The 20,435-nt window shown below is 54.1% G+C and carries 15 protein-coding genes; 13 read left to right on the top strand and 2 right to left on the bottom strand.

Annotation, left to right across the window (positions count from 1 at the left end; genetic code table 11):
* The first annotated feature begins 12 nt into the window (after positions 1 to 12).
* From CFLAV_RS35300 to CFLAV_RS28750, 4 genes are all read left to right on the top strand, one after another.
* On the top strand, positions 13 to 402 hold the full coding sequence (locus tag CFLAV_RS35300; RefSeq protein WP_150107657.1) for a hypothetical protein: 390 nt from the start codon (positions 13 to 15) through the stop codon (positions 400 to 402).
* Positions 389 to 967: a hypothetical protein gene (locus CFLAV_RS28760; protein ID WP_150107656.1), complete on the top strand. Its 579-nt coding sequence runs from the start codon at positions 389 to 391 to the stop codon at positions 965 to 967. Before CFLAV_RS35300 ends, CFLAV_RS28760 begins: the two co-directional genes overlap by 14 nt.
* Positions 968 to 1,055: 88 nt before the next feature.
* Positions 1,056 to 2,468 (top strand): B12-binding domain-containing radical SAM protein, encoded by a 1,413-nt coding sequence (locus CFLAV_RS28755; RefSeq protein WP_007418442.1) that lies wholly within the window; start codon positions 1,056 to 1,058, stop codon positions 2,466 to 2,468.
* Positions 2,465 to 2,671 (top strand): hypothetical protein, encoded by a 207-nt coding sequence (locus CFLAV_RS28750; protein ID WP_007418441.1) that lies wholly within the window; start codon positions 2,465 to 2,467, stop codon positions 2,669 to 2,671. Before CFLAV_RS28755 ends, CFLAV_RS28750 begins: the two co-directional genes overlap by 4 nt.
* A gap of 168 nt (positions 2,672 to 2,839) precedes the next feature.
* Here CFLAV_RS28750 and CFLAV_RS28745 read toward each other — a convergent pair whose 3' ends face one another.
* Entirely contained in the window at positions 2,840 to 3,229 is a 390-nt protein-coding gene (locus CFLAV_RS28745; RefSeq protein ID WP_007418440.1) for a DUF6559 family protein, read from the bottom strand.
* A gap of 466 nt (positions 3,230 to 3,695) precedes the next feature.
* Between CFLAV_RS28745 and CFLAV_RS28740 the strand changes: the two genes are divergently transcribed.
* The 9 genes from CFLAV_RS28740 (at position 3,696) to CFLAV_RS28700 (ending at position 18,786) form a co-directional block, all read left to right on the top strand.
* Positions 3,696 to 5,645: a hybrid sensor histidine kinase/response regulator gene (locus CFLAV_RS28740; protein WP_050785991.1), complete on the top strand. Its 1,950-nt coding sequence runs from the start codon at positions 3,696 to 3,698 to the stop codon at positions 5,643 to 5,645.
* 381 nt (positions 5,646 to 6,026) lie between these two features.
* Positions 6,027 to 9,047, top strand: a complete 3,021-nt coding sequence (locus CFLAV_RS33380; RefSeq protein WP_007418438.1) for an immunoglobulin domain-containing protein — start codon at positions 6,027 to 6,029, stop codon at positions 9,045 to 9,047.
* A gap of 147 nt (positions 9,048 to 9,194) precedes the next feature.
* The gene (locus CFLAV_RS28730) at positions 9,195 to 12,374 is read left to right on the top strand and encodes an efflux RND transporter permease subunit (protein ID WP_007418437.1); all 3,180 of its coding nucleotides are present in this window, start codon (positions 9,195 to 9,197) and stop codon (positions 12,372 to 12,374) included.
* A gap of 9 nt (positions 12,375 to 12,383) precedes the next feature.
* Entirely contained in the window at positions 12,384 to 13,457 is a 1,074-nt protein-coding gene (locus tag CFLAV_RS28725; RefSeq protein WP_007418436.1) for an efflux RND transporter periplasmic adaptor subunit, read from the top strand.
* Positions 13,454 to 14,815 carry a TolC family protein gene (locus tag CFLAV_RS28720; RefSeq protein ID WP_007418435.1) on the top strand — a complete coding sequence of 454 codons (1,362 nt, stop codon included), beginning with the start codon at positions 13,454 to 13,456 and terminating at the stop codon, positions 14,813 to 14,815. Before CFLAV_RS28725 ends, CFLAV_RS28720 begins: the two co-directional genes overlap by 4 nt.
* A 511-nt stretch (positions 14,816 to 15,326) precedes the next feature.
* Complete coding sequence (locus CFLAV_RS28715) at positions 15,327 to 15,797, top strand: PulJ/GspJ family protein (protein ID WP_007418433.1); 471 nt, start codon at positions 15,327 to 15,329, stop codon at positions 15,795 to 15,797.
* A complete protein-coding gene (locus CFLAV_RS28710) occupies positions 15,794 to 16,444 on the top strand; it encodes a PilW family protein (protein ID WP_007418432.1) in 651 nt (216 codons plus the stop codon). Before CFLAV_RS28715 ends, CFLAV_RS28710 begins: the two co-directional genes overlap by 4 nt.
* A gap of 4 nt (positions 16,445 to 16,448) precedes the next feature.
* Positions 16,449 to 18,179, top strand: coding sequence for a hypothetical protein (locus CFLAV_RS28705; protein ID WP_007418431.1), 1,731 nt, complete (start codon positions 16,449 to 16,451; stop codon positions 18,177 to 18,179).
* Positions 18,180 to 18,195: 16 nt separating this feature from the next.
* Entirely contained in the window at positions 18,196 to 18,786 is a 591-nt protein-coding gene (locus CFLAV_RS28700) for a hypothetical protein (protein ID WP_007418430.1), read from the top strand.
* Between the two features lie 35 nt (positions 18,787 to 18,821).
* Here CFLAV_RS28700 and CFLAV_RS28695 read toward each other — a convergent pair.
* Positions 18,822 to 20,435: efflux RND transporter permease subunit (locus CFLAV_RS28695; protein WP_007418429.1), on the bottom strand; the 1,614-nt coding region annotated here is incomplete at its 5' end.

Raw genomic sequence — 20,435 nt, 5'->3', positions numbered from 1 at the left:
AGGCATTACCGAATGCAGAAGGAAATTTCCGAATGGCTGGAGGAATTGTGGTTTAAGGCATGGTCAGTGACGCCGCCTCAAACCGAAAACACCCTGCTCCAAATTACTAATGAATTTCTTCGTTTCCACCGCCATGTTTTCACCAAACTTCCTGCCTGCCTTCATTCAGCTTCTTTCCCCCCATTCTGGAAATTAATTTTGACATTCGGTATAAATGGAGCAATCACCACAGTTGCCTGGCGGTTGCGTTTAGTCAGGCGAACAGGCTTGCACATTTCGTTCCCGCAAATACCTTCACCGTTGAAAGGTGAAACACTCTTAAGACGAGTGCGACCATGCGGCTTAACCGTCGCTCGATTCATGTTTGTTGAACCAGCAAATGGATTCCATGAGAATTTATAGTATCGAGGATATCAACTCCATGTCCTGGGAGGAATATGGAGCCGCACTCCAGGTGTTGCTCGAAAAGATTCAGGCGAGCGGAATTCTCTTTGACGCGATCGTTCCCATCATGCGCAGCGGAGCCATTCCCGGCAGCGCCCTGGCAATCCAGCTGCGGATTACGAAAATTATCCCACTTCAATTCAAATACCGGCTTCAGCCAAATCGGTTGGAATCAATCATGCCAATGCCGCCTCCTCTCCCGGAGACACCCGGGCCTTGCAACATTTTGATATGCGAGAATAACACGAGTTCCGGCGACACTGCCTGCGGTGCCATAGAACTGTTAAAACGGCATTTTCCTGCCAGCAAGTTGTACTATGCAACCGTAACAAAAGTATTTGGAGGTCCCAATTCCTTTGCCGACACTGAGGCATATTTTTTCGGCAGGCTGACCAACGAGCGTTTCATCGCCACCAGGGATGAAATGATCACCCATGGATTAAGACCGGGAGTAACCCTGTTTCCATGGGAAGTGGCTCAGGACGAGTTACATGAAATGAATCAAAGTAGCACCACACTCTAACCCTGTATGCTTTGGAGTTTTTCTGCTTGCCTTTCAGACGTTTGGGCGCAATCTATGCTTACACTGGGAAAGTTTAGCGAATATATTTATGGCATTATTTAACCTGTTTTCACCTGCTCCGAAGCCGGAAGCCAAAGGGAAATCTAAAATCCTCTGGCTCGACATGGGTGATTTAGGCACGTTTGTCTGGCCTTCAGGTCCTCAGGACAAATGGCAGGATCATGGGATGGGGCTGCTACGAACCATTCTTCATAATAATGGCGTTCAGACCGACATGTTTTCCCTGCGGTCGCTCATCACCTGGAAGCAGTTATATCGACGTTTCCGCGGTTACGACATGCTGCTGATGAACGTACGGAGTTATACTTTTCCCTTCGCCTTCAAAGCCGCCAAGATTTTCAAGGAAGTAAACCCCAAGGGGCTGGTGATCGCGGGAGGTATGCACGCAACGGTGGCACCGGATGAGATGGTGGAAACGGGAGTGTTCGATCGCGTCTGTCAGGGAGCCGGTGAGAATACCATTGTGGATCTTGTAAAAAATCCCATGGATTTTCCCCAGCTCTTTAAAGGGGTGGGAGCAAAGTCAATGGCTGAGTGGCCGATGATGGATCGCACGCTTTGGCCAAATCCGCGACGACCAAATTTTCCCTGGCCTTTGGAGCCGAAGTGCGGCTGGGGCCCGGGTCCGGTGGCAACCATCATGACCAGCCGGGTTTGCCCGTGGCAATGTACTTTCTGCAATGAATCGTCCTTCATCCCAGCCATGGGTCGTAAACCGGTGGACCAGGTAATTGACGAGTTGAATTATTTGGACCGGAAGTTCGGGCCGCTCGGGTCGGTGGTCATTCATGATTCGATGTTCTTTCAAAATCCGCCTTGGCTGCGGGAATGGTTGGAAAAATATCCCACCAAGGCCCGGAAGGTTTGGCCTTATTGGGCGGCCGGGCGTGCGGATACGGTGCGACAATGGCCCGACATGTTCGAGGCGCTTTTGCGGGAAACAAAATGGACTTCCATATCGATCGGATTCGAGTCCGGAAGCGACCGGGTGTTGAAGATTCTCAACAAGGAATGCACGGCGGAAGACAACTACTTTGCCATCGATTTGCTTAACCGCGTGGCTGATGACCTGGAACGTCAAGGCAAGGAGGCGCCCAGATTCTGGTCCAACATCATGCTGGGCATTCCCGGTGAGACGCGCGAGGATGCGTTTGACACCATCCGCATGCTGCGCTCAATGAGACGCGTGATGCCCTCCATCGCTTATTATGCGCCTTATCCGGGCTCGGCACTCGGCTACCAACTGATCGCTGAGGGAAAAAGCCTCATGTCCAAGGATAACTATCACCGCAACCCGAATGACGAGAAGGTCAAGGGGATTGATTATAAGTTTTACAAGGAACTCCTGGCTGGCAAGTACGATGCCGAGGTAAACCGTGGTTTGCGCAAGGGAATCTCGGGACAGAATGATTCGTTCGCCGATAGACTGGTTAAAGCATGAGCAGTTTTACCACCCCTCACTTTTTCTTCCTCTTTGCCATGAAAACGGGCAAAAAGAAACTGGCTTACGGCCAGAATCCAGAGGATGCCTACGAGAATCTAAAACTCCGCCTGACCCCGGACGAGATGGCTCCCATCATCAAGGAGGAATTTTTGAAGATTCCTCAACGTGAACTACGCAATCATATCAACGAACTGGGTTGAGGTTCGCTGATTAAAAAAACAGGGATGGTTTTGCGGCGTTCAAATTGCAGCATTCTGCTGACAGAACCAAAGTCTGACGATTGAGTCGGAATTTGTTGCCATCCTGACCAATATTGCTCCGCCAGTAACATCGCAGCACTCATTTCTGAGTGCGGTGACCACGACACGCTAATTACCACCGCTGTCGCTTCCATCTGTGCCAATACCGCTCTCATAAAAATTACCACTGCTATAATCACCACGCCTAAATTTGTGAATGATTGTCCTGGCATCAAAATCCCGCCGTCCAGACAAATAACGGTCGGCGATCAGGCCACGTAAATCCTGGTAACTATAAGCCGCCCCCAACGGCTGATAATAAGCCTTAAAATCTTCACGATCGCAAAAGGCCGCATGAGCATAAGCGATAAATGACGCCGAAAATCCTCCGCGCTGCACCGCTTGCGTGACGTGCTCGACTTTATAAAATGACCGAAGACCAAAGCGACCTGCCAACTCATGGCTCAGCCGCCTCACATAACTTCGAATGACAAAGTATTTTTTGACGTGCCGAATCATAACAAACTCTCTCGCTCTCTCGCTCTCTCGCTGCGAAGGTTGTCGCCGCCAACAACTAAAATCAAGCCTCCGCTGCACAATTCCCGTTGCGACAAAACATCCAAAAAGTCAGTCAATTCCTCGTGGCTTTGTTTTCCACTCCTCACTCGTCGCTAACTCAGCCGCCCTTGGCCTTGGCCGTGAAGCCGATTCTCGCTTCACGGATTACCTTTTCTTATTCCGCAACTTTTCGATCTCCAAACTATTAGTAATGGCTATGCCGTGAACAAAAAACCTTCCGGAAAGTGCGCCTGCCGGTCGCTAATGAATTGAAAACAACCGTTCAAAGCCTTTAGGATTATAAAAAGAACGATTTTTGAAAGATCGGTGGTTTTTCATACGTATTATATATAGGCACCTTCTACGCGCGTACCAGAATAATCGGCCGCATAGAGTGCAGGAGCACCATTATTGATTTAAAATTGCTGTGAAAACGCCTTTGCATCTCCTCCATCTTGAAGACGACCCATGTGATGCGCAACTGCTTCAGAAGATGCTAAAAGAGAATTTTGAGTGCGCGATCACCCACGTGAAAACGCAACGCGAGTTCGAGGCCGCTTTAAAGACAGGTCGGTTCGAGTTGATCCTGTCGGACTACTCCCTACCAGCATTTGACGGATTGTCTGCGCTGGCCCTGGTGCGCAAAGAATGTCCTGAAACACCCTTCATCTTTGTTTCCGGGACCGTTGGCGAAGAGCAGGCGGTCGAATCGTTGAAGCTGGGTGCCACCGACTATGTTATCAAAGACCGGCCCGGACGTTTGGTGCCTGCCATCCGGCGGGCTTTGGACGAAGTGGCCGCCGCAAAAAAACGGCAACAGGCCGGGGAACTGCTTCGGGAACAGGCCAGGCTGCTGGACCAGGCGCAGGACGCCATCTGCCTTCACGGCCTGGATCACTCCATCCTCTATTGGAACCAAAGCGCCGAACGGCTCTATGGCTGGAGCGCACAGGAAGCCCTCAACCGCAATGTGAACGAACTCCTCTCTCATGACGCATTAGCCACTTCATCCACTGCTTCGAAAACTCTGCTTGAAAAAGGCGAGTGGCAGGGGGAATTGCATCAGGTTACCAAAAAAGGAAGGAAAATCACCGTCGAAAGCCGCTGGACTTTGATGCGAGACCAGCAAGGCGACCCCACATCCATTCTGATAATAAACACTGACGTTACCGGCCGGAAGCAGTTTGAAGCCCAGCTCCTTCGCACGCAAAGAATGGAAACCATCGGCGCTCTGGCTGGGGGCATTGCTCATGATCTCAACAATGCTCTGACCCCGGTCGTGATGGCCTTAAGTTTTATCCAGGGCGAATTGGCCACCGGGGAAAGCAAAAAAATGTTGAACCTGGCACAAAGTAGCACCCGGCGTAGCGTGGAGATGGTCAAACAGATCCTTTCCTTCGCTCGCAGCATGGGCGGCGAACATGCCTCTCTCCAAATACGGCATCTGATCGCAGAAATCGTGGAACTCGCCAGCCATACCTTCCCACGATCGATCCACATTCTGAGCGATGTGGCTTCGGAACTTTATCCCGTCACCGGCAATGCCACTCAGCTTCATCAAGTCTTGCTAAACTTATGCGTCAACGCCCGCGATGCCATGCCGGATGGCGGTTCTCTCACCATTGAAGCAACCAACGTCTTCCTCGATGAAACCCATTTGGGCGGGCCGCATCCAACCCCGGGCTCCCATGTCCTTATCACCGTCAGGGACACCGGTCACGGCATGTCCGCAGCAGTTTTGGACAGGATTTTCGATCCCTTTTTCACCACCAAGGAAATCGGCAAGGGCACCGGTCTGAGTCTCTCAACGGTGAAGGGAATTGTTAAAACCCATGGCGGATTCGTGGAAGCGTCCAGTGAGTTGGGCAAAGGATCGGTCTTCAAGATTTACCTGCCGGCAGCCACCCCGCCAATTACAGCAACTGTCGCAAAAACCCCCAGTAGTGTGCGCATGGGGCATGGTGAAAAAATACTTTTGATAGATGATGAGAGTACCCTTTTGGAGGTGACGAAGCTCCTGCTGGAATCCTGCAATTACAAGGTTCTCACGGCCAAACATGGCGGAGAAGGCGTGGCGCTCTATGAGCGGAACAAGGCGGACATCAAAGTGGTGGTCACTGACATGATGATGCCCATCATGAATGGTCCGGAAACCATCCGCGCACTGCGCCAAATCGATCCGTCCGTTCAAATTATCGGGATGAGCGGCCTGGGTTCAGAGTCCGCTCTCGCCCAAGCAGTTCAATTGGACGTGCGGGCATTCCTAAAAAAACCGTTCGCAACCGAGGATCTTTTGGAAACTTTGCATCAGCTCATCTCCCAACAAACTTGGGAACCGCCAGACTCGCTGGCTTCTCCTTCTCCCCCGGCCAAATAGGGCGAAGGCTCGTATCAGACAATCATTTTGAAAGGCTTTAACCTTGGTGTTCGGTTTCACTGGCACCCGCCTGCCCGGCCGTCAAAGTTCGGATATTCCGTGCAGCCTCCCTGCTGGCGGATGTATTGGGATACAATCTGACAATTTCCTCGTAAGCTGCAACGGCCTTGGAGCGGTCAGTATCCTCCAGTCGTGCCGCTTTATCGAGTAGCCTTGCGGAATCGCGTTTAAGATTGGGAGCTGCATCCTGCTCGCCTTGATTACTACTCCTTTAGTGCCACCATTTTCGCCTATAAAAGACTTTGCTTCCCAACCGAAGACCAATAGTCTCTCAAGCTGTAAGCCTCTCCGCTAAGGAGAAATCATTAAACTGAAATTGTTGTGAAAAAAGCTGCACTGTTTCTTTTCTGGCTGGCGGTCATCTCTCTGACCTCTTCAGCCCAAACGCTCACCAATACCGCCAACTTCCTGGGCACCTGCCGGTCCGTCTCCCTCTCCTTCGGTACCGCCGGGAATGACTCTTATTTTTTCACGACCTATGATGGCACCACCGGCTACCCACAGTATCAACTTATTGGCGGCGCCCCGTTTTACAGCGGCGAACTCCGCCCTCGCGCTGGCCAGCCCGGCATCTATGAAACCGATTATGTGATGTACAACAACGGCAGTTTCATTTCCTATGGAAACTTTGTCATCTCGCTTACCACCTATGATGGCGACACCAACGGTCTCCCCGACATTACTCAACTCAATCAGGCGGTAAATTACACCTTCACCGGAATCCAAACGATGGATTATCCCTCCTCCAGTTCAACCTACATTTCCGGCGGCCTCGTCCGCGCCGCCGGTACCAACGTCGGCACTTTCGTGATCAACTCACCAATGGAAAACTCCAGCATCACTGGCACTTGGGGCCTCAACACCCTCACTGGCACTGCCAGTTATACCCGCAAAGCTGGCAGCAACTACATGACCTTCACCGCCCATAATACTGCTGGCACCAATTTCACCGGCGGCACACCTTTCTCCGTGGACAGCGTTAATCAACTCACCCTGCCGCAATTCAATATGGTGAACAGCCAGGGCCTGACCTACGTTGTTCTCGGCAACACTGTTTTCACCCGCACCAGTCAAAAGAGATACGATGCCTCTGCCAATTATTTCGACTTTCTCCAGACGACCTCCTGGCCTGACTTCACCCAATGGCATTTCGAAATCACCGATGCTCATGACCAGGATAATAATGGCATTCCCGATCTCTCGGACGCCGCTCCGACAGTTCCCTCGATCACTACTCAACCACAGTCCGTCATCATCAAAACCAATACCAGCACCATCCTGAGCGTCGTCGCCACCGGGACTGCTCCGCTGAGCTATCAATGGAGACGTTCCGGCACCAATTTTCCCGGAGCTACCACACCCTCCCTGGCTTTCAACAATGCAAAAACCACCAGCTCCGGAACCTACTCCGTCGTGGTCTCCAATCGCTTCGGCACCGTCACCAGTTCAAATGCCGTTCTTTCGGTAATCACCCCACCCATCATCACCACCCAGCCAGCCAGCCTTACCGTTGGCATCAGCAGCAACGCCTTGTTCAACGTCACTGCCTCCGGCGGCGCTCCTTACTCTTATCAATGGCGTTTCTCCAACACCAACCTCGCCAGCGCCACGGATTCGTCCCTGCTGATCACCAATGCGCAAACCAACAACACCGGCGGTTACAGTGTCATCATCAATAATCCCGTTGGCTCGGTCACCAGCATTGTCGCCACGCTCACTGTTGTCCTCCAACCTGCCATTACGACCCAACCCACCGATCTGAATGTCGACGCCGGCAGCACCGCTTCTTTTGTTGTCGCCGCCACGGGCACTCCCACCCTGCATTATCAATGGCAATACTTCGGGGCGAACATCGCGGGCGCTACCGGCAGCATTTATTCCATTCCCAATGCTCAACCCGCCAGGACCGGCCCTTACCAGGTTATTGTCTCGAATGCCGGCGGCTCAGCGATCAGTTCTGTCGCCAACCTCACCGTAAGCGGACCGCCCGCCATCATCATCCAACCGCTAAGTCAGACGAATCTCGTTGGCGGCACCAATACTTTCAGCGTGTTTGCCGGCGGCTCCCAACCGCTCCACTATCAATGGAATCTAAATGGATTCCCGCTTCCGGACGCTACTGACTCCAATCTCCTGCTCTCCAATATCCAGAGCAATAATGCCGGCACCTACACGGTCACCGTCACCAACTCCTCCGGTTCCATCCTCAGCTCGGGTGCCTCTCTCGTGATCTTATATCCACCAGTAATCACATCTCAGCCACAAACCATCGCCATCCCGGTAACGCTCCCGGCCACCTTCACCGTCTCAGCCACTGGAACTGCCCCGCTGAGTTACCAATGGCTTTTCTATGGCACCAATCTTCCCGGCGCCACCGGCACCTCCTATGCCATTCCTTCAGTGCAGGCGCCAAAAGCCGGTCCTTATTCCGTGTTCATCACCAACATCGTAGGCTCGATTTTCAGCCAGACGGCCACCTTAATTATTGCCGCCCCTACCAACACGATTGATTGCGTCCCCGCTCCCACCAACATGATCAGTTGGTGGACCGCCGATGGCAACGCCCTCGATCTGCAAGGCACGAATCATGGCAATCTGACCAACACCACTTTCGCCGCCGGCAAAGTGGGCCAGGCCTTTAGTTTCAATGGCACCAATGCCTTCATCCAAATCCCCCACTCTCCCAGCCTGAATTTCACCAACAAAATCTCAATCCTCGCCTGGGTCAATCCCACTGGCACCAACGTCACGACCCGTTTGCTCGACAAGCATACCTTCGGCGGCTCGGACGGCTGGCACCTGCAAATTGCCACCAACCGACTCCAAATGAAAATTGGCGGCACAACTCTCAACGGCAGAGCCACGGTTCCGCTCAACACCTTCACTCTCGTGGCCGGAACCTTCGATGGCTCTGCTCTCAAGCTCTATAACAACGGCGTACTCGATACCAACCTCGTCTCTGCCCAGAGCATTCCCACCAATGCCCTGGCTCTCCGCATCGGGGCCGACCCCACCGGCGGCTCAAATTACAAGGGTCTCATGGATGAAGTCATGCTCTTCAACCGCGCCCTCACCGCTGCAGAAATTCAATCCATCTACAACGCCGGCACCAACGGCCTTTGCAAAGGTGCAAGCATCGAGTCTCTCGCGGTCATCCCGGGCAGCCAGGTACTCGTGAACATGAAAGGCCGAACCGGAGCCGCCTTCCAACTCGAAAGCTCTTTCGACTTCAGCACCTGGGTCCCAATCATCACCCTGACGAACAGGACTGGCACCCTCCAATATAACGACACCGAAGCTTTGGATGTTCCGATGAACTTCTATCGGGTAACCGTTCCTTGATTCGGTTGCTCCTTTTTCCGCCGGAGGATGTCCATGAAAGACATCCTCCGTTTTTGTTTTGTGAGCTCCCGCGGAAAGTCCTTATTTGTTTGTAATATAATCTCTGCGAGCTAAAACAATTACTCGAAATATCGGAATGCTCGCACAATGAATCTGGTTGAACCATCTCTTCGCCGCCCGTTTACTGTCATTGTTGCGGTCATTTCCGTCATCCTCGGTGCCGTGCTCGCCTGGCGGCAGATGCCGCAGGATATTTTTCCTTCTTTGGGCATTCCGACCATCTACGTCGCCCAACCCTACGGCGGCTTGGATCCGGCCCAGATGGAAGGCTATCTCACTTATTATTACGAGTATCACTTCCTTTACATTACTGGCATTGAGCACGTTGAATCCAAATCCATACAAGGTGCCGCTCTCATCAAGCTTCAATTCCACCCCGGCACCGACATGGCCCAAGCCATGTCTGAAACCGTCTCTTACGTAAACCGCGCCCGCGCCTTCATGCCACCCGGCACCGTCCCGCCGTTTGTCATGCGCTTCGATGCCGGCAGTGTCCCCGTCGGCAATTTGGTCTTCTCCAGTGAAACCCGCACGGTCGGCCAACTTCAGGACGCCGCGCTCAATCTCGTCCGACCGATCTTCGCCACGCTCCCCGGTGTCTCGGCTCCGCCTCCGTTCGGTGGCAGCGCTCGCAGCATCCTGGTCAATCTCAAACCCGACCGTCTCCGCGCCTACAACCTGACTCCCGATGACATCGTCTCCGCTGTGACTGCCGCCAACACGGTCAGCCCTTCCGGCAATGTGATCCTCGGTGACAAATACCCGATAGTTCCCATCAATTCGGTCGTCAAAAACATCAAGGACCTCGAAAGCACCCCCATCCGCACCGGCACCTATCCCGCCGTGTATCTGCGTGATGTCGGCGAAGTCATCGACGGCTCTGACATCGTCACCAGCTACGCGTTGGTCAATGGCCGTCGCACCGTTTACATCCCAGTCACTAAACGCTCCGATGCCTCCACTCTCTCCGTGGTAAGCTTGGTTAAACAAAATCTTCCCAAATTCCAGAGCGTCGTCCCTGATGACGTAAAGGTCAGCTATGAGTTCGACCAATCACCTTACGTCATCCGCGCCATCTCGGGCCTGGTGAAGGAGGGTTTACTCGGTGCCGTCCTCACCGGCTTGATGGTCCTGCTCTTCCTGCGTGATTGGCGCAGTGCTTTCATCGTCGTTCTCAACATCCCCATCGCCCTGCTCGCCGCCCTCTTCGCACTCTGGATCACTCATCAAACTGTCAACATCATGACGCTTGGCGGGCTGGCTCTCGCTGTTGGTATTCTCGTGGACGAAGCCACGGTCACGATTGAAAACATTCACTCCCATCTCACCCGCGGTCGCCCGCTCGCCCGCGCTGCTCTCGACGCCACCTCGGAAACCGCCTTGCCCCGTCTGCTCGCCATGCTCTGCATCCTCGCGGTTTTCATCCCCGCCTTCTTCATGGTCGGCGCTGCCAAAGCCCTGTTCGTCCCACTGGCTCTCGCAGTGGGATTCTCCATGATTGCTTCTTTCATTCTCTCCAGCACCCTCGTCCCCATTCTTTCCATCTGGTTTCTCCGCCATACGGCTGAAAGATCGAAGGCTGCCGGAACCAAATTGCACGAAAGCTCCTCATTCCTCCGTTTCCAAAACCGCTTCGCCAATTTTTCCCAACGTGTTCTCCGTCTCCGCTGGTTGGTCCTGCTGGTGTATCTCGGTGTAGCCGCTGCTGTAATTATCCTCTTCGGTCGCCAACTTGGCACCGAAATCTTCCCTCGCGTCGATGCCGGGCAATTTCAACTTCGCCTCCGCGCCCAACCAGGCTCACGCATTGAGGTCACCGAACGCATCGCCACTAACGTTCTGGAAATAATCAAACAGGAAGTCGGCGCACAAAATATTGAGATCACCATGGGCCTCATCGGCGTCCATGCCTCCAGCTACCCGGTTAATTTCATCCATCTCTGGAACAGCGGACCCGAGGAAGCCGTGCTCCAGGTGCAATTGAAGCCGACCGCACCGGTCAAAATCGATGTGCTCAAGGAACGTCTCCGTCATCGTCTCGCCAGCGAAATGTCCGGTGTAAAATTTTCCTTCGAACCCGGCGACATTGTCAGTCGCATCATGAGCTTCGGCGCTCCCACTCCCATCGAAATCGCCGTGAGCGGCCCGAGCCTCACCGCCAGTTATGAACACGCTCAAAAAATTCGTGACCAACTCCTGAAAATCCCCGCCCTGCGCGATATCCAATTCGGCCAGTCGCTCGACTATCCCACCGTTGATGTCGCCCTCAACCGCGAACGGGCCGGTCAACTCGGCGTCAAAACTGCCGATGCCACCCGCTCCCTCGTGGAAGCCACCTCCTCCAGCCGCTTTACCGTCCCCAACTATTGGGCCGATCCCAACAGCGGCGTCAGCTACCAGCTTCAAGTGCAAATTCCGCAAACCAAAATCAGCTCGCTGGAGGAAATCAAAAATGTTCCTGTTCTAAGCAGGGATGGAAAATCCGTTCTGCTTCGCAACGTGGCCAGCGTGACGAACAGTTACACCCCCGGGCAGTATGACCGCTACAACATGCAACGCACCGTTACGCTCACCGCCAATCTGGCGGGTGGTGACCTCGGCGCTATTTCCAAACAAATAACCCGGGCCATCAAAGACGCTGGCAATCCTCCGCCCAAGGTCAACATCAACGTGCGCGGCCAGATCGTCCCACTGCAGCAAATGCTCGAAGGTCTTCGCACCGGCCTCCTGCTCGCCGTGGCTGTCATCTTCCTCCTGCTGGATGCCAATTTTCAATCACTGAAACTTTCCCTCGCAGTCATTTCCACTGTCCCCGCTGTGATCGCCGGAGTCACCATCGCTCTTTGGCTCACGCACACCACGCTCAACATTCAATCCTTTATGGGAGCCATCATGGCCGTTGGTGTCGCGGTGGCGAACGCAATCCTGCTCGTCACGTTTGCCGAACGCAACCGCCTCGCCGGCGCTGCTTCGGATGATGCCGCCGTCGAAGGTGTTCGCAGCCGTTTGCGTCCGATTCTCATGACCAGCTTTGCCATGATCGCAGGCATGCTTCCGATGGCCATTGGCTTTGGCGAAGGGGCTCAACAATCCGCCCCTCTCGGTCGCGCTGTCGTTGGCGGTCTCATCGCCGCCACATTCGCCACTCTCTTCATTCTGCCCTCCATCTTTGCCCTCATCCAAAAGCGCAGCGTCACCCGCAGCGCTTCGCTCAGCCCGGACGATCCGGACAGTGTTCACTTTGTTCCGCCTCGCACTACCACCTAAAGCTTGCCCATGAAATCCAAGCATTTTTTTAGTTCCTTGCTCCTCGCCAGTCTCGGAGTGATTGCCGGCTGCAATCCACCTGAGTCCAAAGCACCGTCGAAGGAGACCCCGCCCGTTGCCGTCAAACTCGTCCAGCCCAAACGCGGCGACATCACACGCTCGGTTTCCCTGCCCGGAAATGTCATCCCGGATCAGCAGGCCGCTCTGCACGCCAAGGTCACCGGCTACTTGAAAACCATCCACGTGGATAAAGGCGATTCCGTTAAGGAAGGTGATCTGCTCGCTGAAATTGAAGTGCCCGAACTCCTCGCCGATCTCGCCAAATCCAAGGCCGAAGTGGAGGTCGCCGACATCGATTACAAACGCATCCTCGAGGCTCAGCAGAAAGCCCCCTCGCTCGTCGTCGCCCAATCGATTGATACTGCCCGCGCCAAATCGCTCGTCGCCAAAGCCAGTCTTGAGCATGCCGAAACCCTGCTGCAGTTCTGCAAGATCATCGCTCCTTTTTCCGGCACGATCACCAAACGCTCGGTCGATCCCGGCGCTTTCATCGCCGCCGCCACTTCCGGCAACGCCGCGCAATCTTCCCCCATCGTTACCCTGGCCGATTTCTCCAAAGTCCGCGTGCAGGTGGCCGTGCCGGAACCCGAAACCCCATTTATTCGCAACGATCTCCCGGTTAAAATTTACATCGATGAATTACCCGGCACGAACTTCACCGGCACCGTGACTCGCTTTTCACACTCGCTCGACGACGCCACCAAAACCATGCTCGTCGAAATCGACCTGCCCAATGCCGACCACAAACTTCTCCCCGGCATGTATGCCAATGTAAAGCTCGGCGTGGAAACCCATGCCAATGCTCTTCTGATTCCCCTTGACGCTCTCGTAACTGAAAAAACCGGCACCTCGGTTTTCAAGTTGAATGGCGGCAAAGCTCAAAAGGTTCCCGTTAAAACCGGCTTTACTGATGGCGCCAATGTCGAAATTCTCGAGGGTGTCACCCCGGAAGAACCGCTGATCCTCGTCGGCAAACAAACCTTAAGTTCCGGACAGCCAGTCACTGTGACGGAGGGAAAATGAGGACTCTCAACCAACTCACTTTTGCCTGCGCCTGCTCCCTGCTCGTATCCACAGCAGCAGCACAGACTAATCTGACCAGCTCGAACGAGACCTACACTGTCGATCTTCCCACGGTCCTGCGCCTGGCCAGCGCCCAGAATTTGGATGTGCAAATTGCCCGGGAAAAACTGACGCAGGCCCGGGCTTCATACAACGGTGCCGTCATGCAGTTCCTGCCCTGGCTCTCGCCCGGCGTCTCCTTCCGACGTCATGACAACTTCATTCAGGATGTCGCCGGCAACATCATCGAAGTCCATAAGGAATCCTATGCCCCTGGTATCACCGTGAATGCGCAGGTGGATCTCGGCGATGCCCTTTATAAATCCCTCGCGGCCCGCCAAACACTCAATGCCGCCGACCACGCCCTCGAAGCTCAACGCCAGATCACTCTGCTTTCCGCCATTCAGGGCTACTACGACCTGGCCAAAGCTCAAGCCCAGATCGCCGTCGATAATGAAGCTCTGCGCATCTCCCAAAATCTGGAGCAACAACTCATCAGCGCCGTGAGCGCCGGCATCGCTTATAAAGGCGATCAGTTGCGCGCCCAGGTCCAAACCGGCCAGACCGCTCTCTCCTTGCGCCAGGCCCTCGAGCAACAACGCGTCGCTGGCGCCCGCCTTGCTGAAGTATTGCGCCTCGATCCCGCGGTGGAACTTGTCGCGAAGGAAACTGAGCTTGTCCCTCTCTCACTCGTCGCTTCGAATGCTGCTCTGAGTCCGCTGGTGGAACAAGCGCTGGTCCATCGCCCGGAACTCCAGGCCAGTCATTCCTTGGTCGCTGCAGCCAGATCGGCCCACGATGGCACTACTGTCGGCCCGCTGATTCCTTCTCTTGGCGGTCAGGCTTTTATTGGTGGTTTGGGTGGCGGCATCGATAACCAACCTCATCCGTTCGGTCAATCAGAAGATTATATTGCTTACCTCAGCTGGCGCATCGGCCCGGGTGGACTTTTCGATTTCAGCCGCACCCGCCTCTACCAATCACGTTTGGAAGACGCCCGCCTGGGTGAAGCGAAGCTCCACGACCAAATCACCCGTGAAGTGGTTGAAAGCATCACCCGCTTTCGTTCCCTCTCCGAACAACTCACCACCGTCAAACACAATCTGGAACTTGCCGCCGAAGCCGAAAAACTCGCCGAACAACGACAGGAGTTTGCTGTCGGCGCAGTATTGGAGGACATCCAAACCCAGCAGGACCTCACCCGCGCGCGCAACGATTTCGCCAACATCGTCGCCGAATTCAACAAAGCCCAATACGCCCTGCTGCGCGCCATCGGCAATCTCGCCACCGACAAGCCCGCCGTATCGTCGCTTAAATAATTTGTTTGGACGGAGACGATTCCAACCCGCGGGCGGATGTTGATGATCCTGCAGCCGCTGGAATAGTGACCTCGCCAGAACCAACCACCCTGCCTTCAAAATTTGTTTTCTCAACTTGAAGATCAAGCAAGGTTCAGACCATTCAAAAAATTTTCTTCGCCGCGCTTTTTCACTCTCCTTTCAGCCTCCTTTGCGTCTCATTTCCATCCTCCAAAAACGCTGTCAGCACCCGCATGCATTGCGCAACCCATTAGAAAGCCTAATTTTTAGGCAAAAGCGTTCCATTTGATTTCACTCCAAAAATAATCTGTATTCAAAGGGTACGCCTTGCCTTCTTTTAAGACATCACCAACTCTCTCTCACCACTGATAGAGCTCGTTTTGTCTCGTTATCAGGTCTGAGAAGGAAATGGCACGGTCGGTGCTGATGAGCACGAGAATTGAATTCGATTTTAAGCTGAAACCAATCCGCTTGCGCCCGTTCAGCATAACTATTAACCAGCTCAAAGCTCATGTTTGTCCCAGCCAAAAAATCTTCCAGAAATTCCGCGGCAGGCTTCACGCTGGTGGAAGTGGTCGTCGCCCTCGCCATCATGACCCTGCTCTTCGCCGGTATCATCATTGGCTTCACCCAAACCGCTCAGCGTGCCGAATGGTCTGCTTATAGTCTCGCGGCTCAAAATCTCGCTCTCCAGGGCTTGGAACAGGCTCGTGCCGCCAAATGGGATCCCTTGTCGGTTAAGGGTGATGACCAATGCGTTCAGTCCAATTTCCCCTCGGTAGGCACCAATATTCTCGATGTCCCGGTTGCAGGCGGCAACAAAACCTACGCCACCAACACGTGGACCATCACCACTCTGACCAACAACAGCGCCTATCCCATCAAAATGATCCGCGTGGATTGCACCTGGCCATTTGTCAGGCCATCGGGCACCAATGTTTTCAAAAACACCGTAGCCACTTTCAGGGCTCCCAACCAATGAAATTAACCTTTCATCCCAAACACACCCGCACCGGTTGCCGCCAAGGCTGTCGCGCATTTACCCTGGCGGAAATGATGGTCACGGCCGCGGTTTTCATGCTGCTAATGGGCGGCCTGATCTATTGCTACATATTCGGTTTGCGGCTGCAGCAGATCACCCGGGTGAAGCTTGGCGCCAGCGATGATGCCCGTAATGCCCTGAATCACCTCATTGGCGAAATCCGCTCTGCCACTTGGATCAAGATTGGGCAAGGCGACATAACCAATTTTACCGAGGTCGGAACCAACTCACTTCAGTTGGGCAATGCCATTCAAGTTTATCCCACCAACGACACCAGCATCTGGATCAGGTATTTTTACCAGGACTCCGCCAACGCCTCCAATTACACCAAACTGCTCCGCACCAGTTACACCAACAATGGCAATTACACCCTTGTCCTGGCCCATGCCGTTATCACCAATACGGTTCCCATCTTTACCGCCGAAGATAGCTGGGGCAACGTGCACAGCAATAGTTCAAACAATCAAGTCATCGGGATGACCCTCCAGTTCAGTCAGCTCGAGTATCCCCTCGTGAATATCGGCCCCACCAACTATTACGATTCCTACCAACTCCATACCCGCATAACCCGTCGCCGACTCTATTGAGCTTATGAAAACAAACCTTCGTCCCCGCAACCAGCAGGGCGGTTATGCCCTGCTTCTGGTCATGGTCTTTCTTGGCCTGAGCGTTTTGCTCCTCGCCGGCACCATGAGCTGGACCTCGGAGAGCACGCGTCTCACGGATCGCAACAACGAGTACTTTACCACCGCGGCTGCGGCCGAGGCTGCCACTGAAAAAGTTCTAGTCCAGCTCGAACGCGACTACATTCATTTTGGCGATGGAGTTGTGTACAAAAATCTCGGGTCATACGGAAATGTAATTCCAACCACCTCCGATGACTCCTACTGGGGCAGCTATTCCTTTGTCAATCCGTTGACCGGCAGTGCCGGAACCTACGTCGACCGGCTTTCGACTCCCGCCGTCGCCACGCTTGACGGGCAATACAGTGGATTGAACGGATACAAATCCACTTACCGCATCACCTCCAATGCCAGTTATAATAATAGTCGTTACGGCATCGTGGCTGGCGTCCGGCAGGATATCGCGGTCGAAGCCATCCCCCTCTTTCAGTTTGCTATTTTCTATACCATGGATTTGGAAATAAATCCGAGCCCGACCATGAACGTCACGGGTCGTGTCCATTCCAACGGCGACATCTATACTCAGCCCAGCAGTACCCTCACTTTTTCCAATGACGTTACTTCTTCGGGCCAAATATACGCCACCAGTATGCCAACCGACCCAAGCAATCGTGGCATCTCTAACCCAAGTGTCGTCTACAAAGGAGAGCATGATAGCGGCACCAGTTCGCTCAACCTCCCCATCGGCACGAGCAATACCCCGGATAGTGTCTTCGAAGTGCTCAAAACTCCACCTCCTGGTGAAGACCCGCTTTCGGCCATCGGCACAAATCGCTTCTACAACAAGGCTGACGTAATTATTCTGGTCTCCAACGACACTGCCTACGTCACCGGTGGGATTTCAGAACAAACCACTCGCATCCCCACCAATGAGTGGAGCACTTTTCTCACTACCACCAACTCTTTTTATAACGCTCGAGAATCCAGCACTGTGCACTCGGTTGACGTGGATGTCGCCAAACTTGGCACTTGGATCAGCTCTTCCAGCAACACAGTCACTGCTAAATTGTCCGGCAAAACCGCTCCGAACATCGTCTACGTCGCTGACTTTCGCACCAGCGCTGGCGAACCTGGCGTCCGTCTGTTAAATGGTGAGCAGCTTCCGGCTACCGGACTAACCGTGGCCACCCCGGATCCCATCTACGTTCAGGGGAACTACAACACGAAAGATGCAAACCACGATTCCAAGAACAGCAACAATACCACCTACACCGCCCCGGCAGCCATCATTGGCGACGCCATTACGGTCCTTTCCGGCAATTGGGCTGACGCTAATAGCCGCAACAGCCTCAGCGGCGGCACCCGAAACGCCAATGACACCACCGTAAATGCCGCCTTCCTGGGCGGCATTGTTCCCACTACCAGTGCAAGTTACAGTGGTGGCGTCGAGAACTTCCCGCGCTTCCTGGAAAACTGGTCCGGCAAGAATTTCTGGTACAACGGCTCCATGGTCGTCATGTTCAATAGTCGCACCGCCATTGCTCCGTGGGGCACCGGGACCCCCTATTATAACCCGCCCAACCGCAACTGGGCTTTTGACAAAAATTTCTACGATGTCGCCAAACTCCCCCCCGGTACTCCTCAAATTCTTTACGTGGAACGCGTTGGCTGGACACTGCAGACTGCGGGTACACCTTGAAAACTTCTTTGCTGCTATGATAAACAAAACTGCCGGCCTACTCCTCTCGCTTGCTCTACTTGCCGGCATTGCAGAGGCCACGGAAGAACGTTTCCAGGTGATAAGAACCACCACGCCTTCACCGGAGGGCGGGTTTACGGAGCGATTTCTGGTCCTAGCCGACACCAACTGTTTCAGCTTCACTCCAGGGCCGGGAGCTTCGGTCAAAGCTCTGGCTCAGAAGGGAAACATTGAGATTTCTTTTAACGACGGGAGAATTCCCATAGCCATGCAGGTTGTTTCCCGCGACATGTCCCTCCCGCTGGATGCTGCCAGAATTCAACAGCAACTTCGCTCCCGGTATCCGGATGCGCAGATTACGCCAATATTGGATTCCAACAGCGGCCTTGGTGATGGATTTGGCTTTCGCCTCGATTACACCACCCAGGCCAAGGCCAGGGTGATTCTCTTGACCTTCACCGTTCCCTTTCCGGGTGGAATTATTACTATTTCTCAAACAGCCTTGGACGAAAAACATTTGGCGAAACACTACGTGTTTGGCCAACTCCTCAACTCCCTGACGACCGAAAAACTTAAAGTTGCAGCACCAACCGCAGCTGCCAAATAACGGCCCGTCCTGGCCGTGACAACGTCAAACGTCCTTCACACAGCCGGAACTACCGCCACCTCACCGACTCCGCGATGACGGAGCAGTTTGAACCGCCGACGCAGGTGCTCAAACATCAGGTAAACCACCGGTGTCGTGTAAAGTGTCAGCACTTGGGATAGGATCAGCCCGCCCACAACCGCGATGCCCAATGGCCGCCGCAACTCCGAACCCTCTCCCATTCCAATCGCCAGCGGCACCACTCCCAACAAAGCGGCCATCGTGGTCATCATGATCGGCCGGAACCGGATCACGCACGCCTTGTAAATCGCATCTTCAGGGGTCAACCCTTCCTGTCGTTCCGCATCCAACGCAAAATCCACCATCATGATCCCGTTCTTTTTCACAATTCCCATCAGGAGAATCACTCCAATGAACGAAACCAGCGACAGATCAAATCCAGTTAGCTCCAACGCGAGCAACGCACCTAAACCGGCTGAAGGCAGTGTGGAAATGATGGTGATCGGATGGATCAAACTTTCGTAAAGCATCCCCAGGACCACATACACCGCAATCAATGCCGCCGCCAAAAGCAGGGGCAGCGTGGCGAGGGACGATTGAAAAACCTGCGCCGTCCCTTGAAAGCTTCCCGTCACGGTACCCGGCATCCTGATATCGCGCACCGCTTGCTCAATGACCGGCTTCGCCTCCCCCAACGAAACTCCGGGCGCCAGATTGAAACTCAATGTGATCGCGGGAAACTGCCCCTGGTGATTGACTGAAAGACTGGTATTGCCGGTCTCAAATCTGGCCACGCTCGCCAATGGCACCTGCCGGCCGGTGGAAGATTTCACAAATATCTTCTCCAACGCCTTCGGATCTTCGAGGAACTCCGGATTCACCTCCATCACCACATGATGCTGGTTATACCTCTGGTAAATCGTCGAAACCTGCCGCTGCCCAAACGCATCATAAAGCGTGTTGTCGATCAACGCCGGTGACACCCCCAACCGCGCGGCCGCATCGCGGTCAATCACCACATTGGCCTGCAATCCCCTGGTCTGCTGATCACTGGTAACATCCTTCAACTCCGGGGACTTTTGCAACCTGGCCACCAGCGTCGTCGCCCAATGGTTCAACTCCTTCAGATCGGCAGTTTGCAAGGCATACTGATACTGTCCCTTGCCCATGCGTCCACCCACCCGGATGTCCTGCACCGGTTGTAAAAATAAATTAATCCCCTCCACGTGCGCCAATTTCGCACGCAGCCGGGCGATAACCACATCCGCATGAACTTTCCGCTCCTTGAGCGGCTTCAGCGTGATAAACATGCGCCCGTTGTTCATGGTCGAATTTCCCTGGGAAGATCCCATGAACGATCCCAGCGTCGCCACCGCCGGATCAGCCATTACGATTGCAGCGACCTGGTTCTGTAGCTTGGCCATCGCTTCAAAGGAAATATCCTGCGATGCCTCCGTAACTCCCATCATCACACCCGTATCCTGTTGCGGGAAGAAGCCCTTGGGAATTTTCATGTATAACCAGACCGTCGCCACCATCGTGAGCGCGGCCACCACCAACATGAATCCCTGGTGACGCAGCACCCACTTCAACCCCGCCTCATATCGGCCCAGCAGCCAGTTGAATCCCCACTCGCTCACCCGATAGAC

The sequence above is a fragment of the Pedosphaera parvula Ellin514 genome (assembly GCF_000172555.1).
GTDB lineage: Bacteria > Verrucomicrobiota > Verrucomicrobiia > Limisphaerales > Pedosphaeraceae > Pedosphaera.
The sequence above is the reverse complement of the archived record's forward strand: the minus strand, read 5'-3'. Positions and strand labels throughout refer to the sequence as shown.

Bases quoted from the DNA above. Each gene is read 5' to 3' on its own strand.
- CFLAV_RS35300 (WP_150107657.1), top strand. From the start codon at position 13: ATGCAGAAGGAAATTTCCGAATGGCTGGAGGAATTGTGGTTTAAGGCA.
- CFLAV_RS28760 (WP_150107656.1), top strand. From the start codon at position 389: ATGAGAATTTATAGTATCGAGGATATCAACTCCATGTCCTGGGAGGAA.
- CFLAV_RS28755 (WP_007418442.1), top strand. From the start codon at position 1,056: ATGGCATTATTTAACCTGTTTTCACCTGCTCCGAAGCCGGAAGCCAAA.
- CFLAV_RS28750 (WP_007418441.1), top strand. From the start codon at position 2,465: ATGAGCAGTTTTACCACCCCTCACTTTTTCTTCCTCTTTGCCATGAAA.
- CFLAV_RS28745 (WP_007418440.1), bottom strand. From the start codon at position 3,229: ATGATTCGGCACGTCAAAAAATACTTTGTCATTCGAAGTTATGTGAGG.
- CFLAV_RS28730 (WP_007418437.1), top strand. From the start codon at position 9,195: ATGAATCTGGTTGAACCATCTCTTCGCCGCCCGTTTACTGTCATTGTT.
- CFLAV_RS28725 (WP_007418436.1), top strand. From the start codon at position 12,384: ATGAAATCCAAGCATTTTTTTAGTTCCTTGCTCCTCGCCAGTCTCGGA.
- CFLAV_RS28720 (WP_007418435.1), top strand. From the start codon at position 13,454: ATGAGGACTCTCAACCAACTCACTTTTGCCTGCGCCTGCTCCCTGCTC.
- CFLAV_RS28715 (WP_007418433.1), top strand. From the start codon at position 15,327: ATGTTTGTCCCAGCCAAAAAATCTTCCAGAAATTCCGCGGCAGGCTTC.
- CFLAV_RS28710 (WP_007418432.1), top strand. From the start codon at position 15,794: ATGAAATTAACCTTTCATCCCAAACACACCCGCACCGGTTGCCGCCAA.
- CFLAV_RS28705 (WP_007418431.1), top strand. From the start codon at position 16,449: ATGAAAACAAACCTTCGTCCCCGCAACCAGCAGGGCGGTTATGCCCTG.
- CFLAV_RS28700 (WP_007418430.1), top strand. From the start codon at position 18,196: ATGATAAACAAAACTGCCGGCCTACTCCTCTCGCTTGCTCTACTTGCC.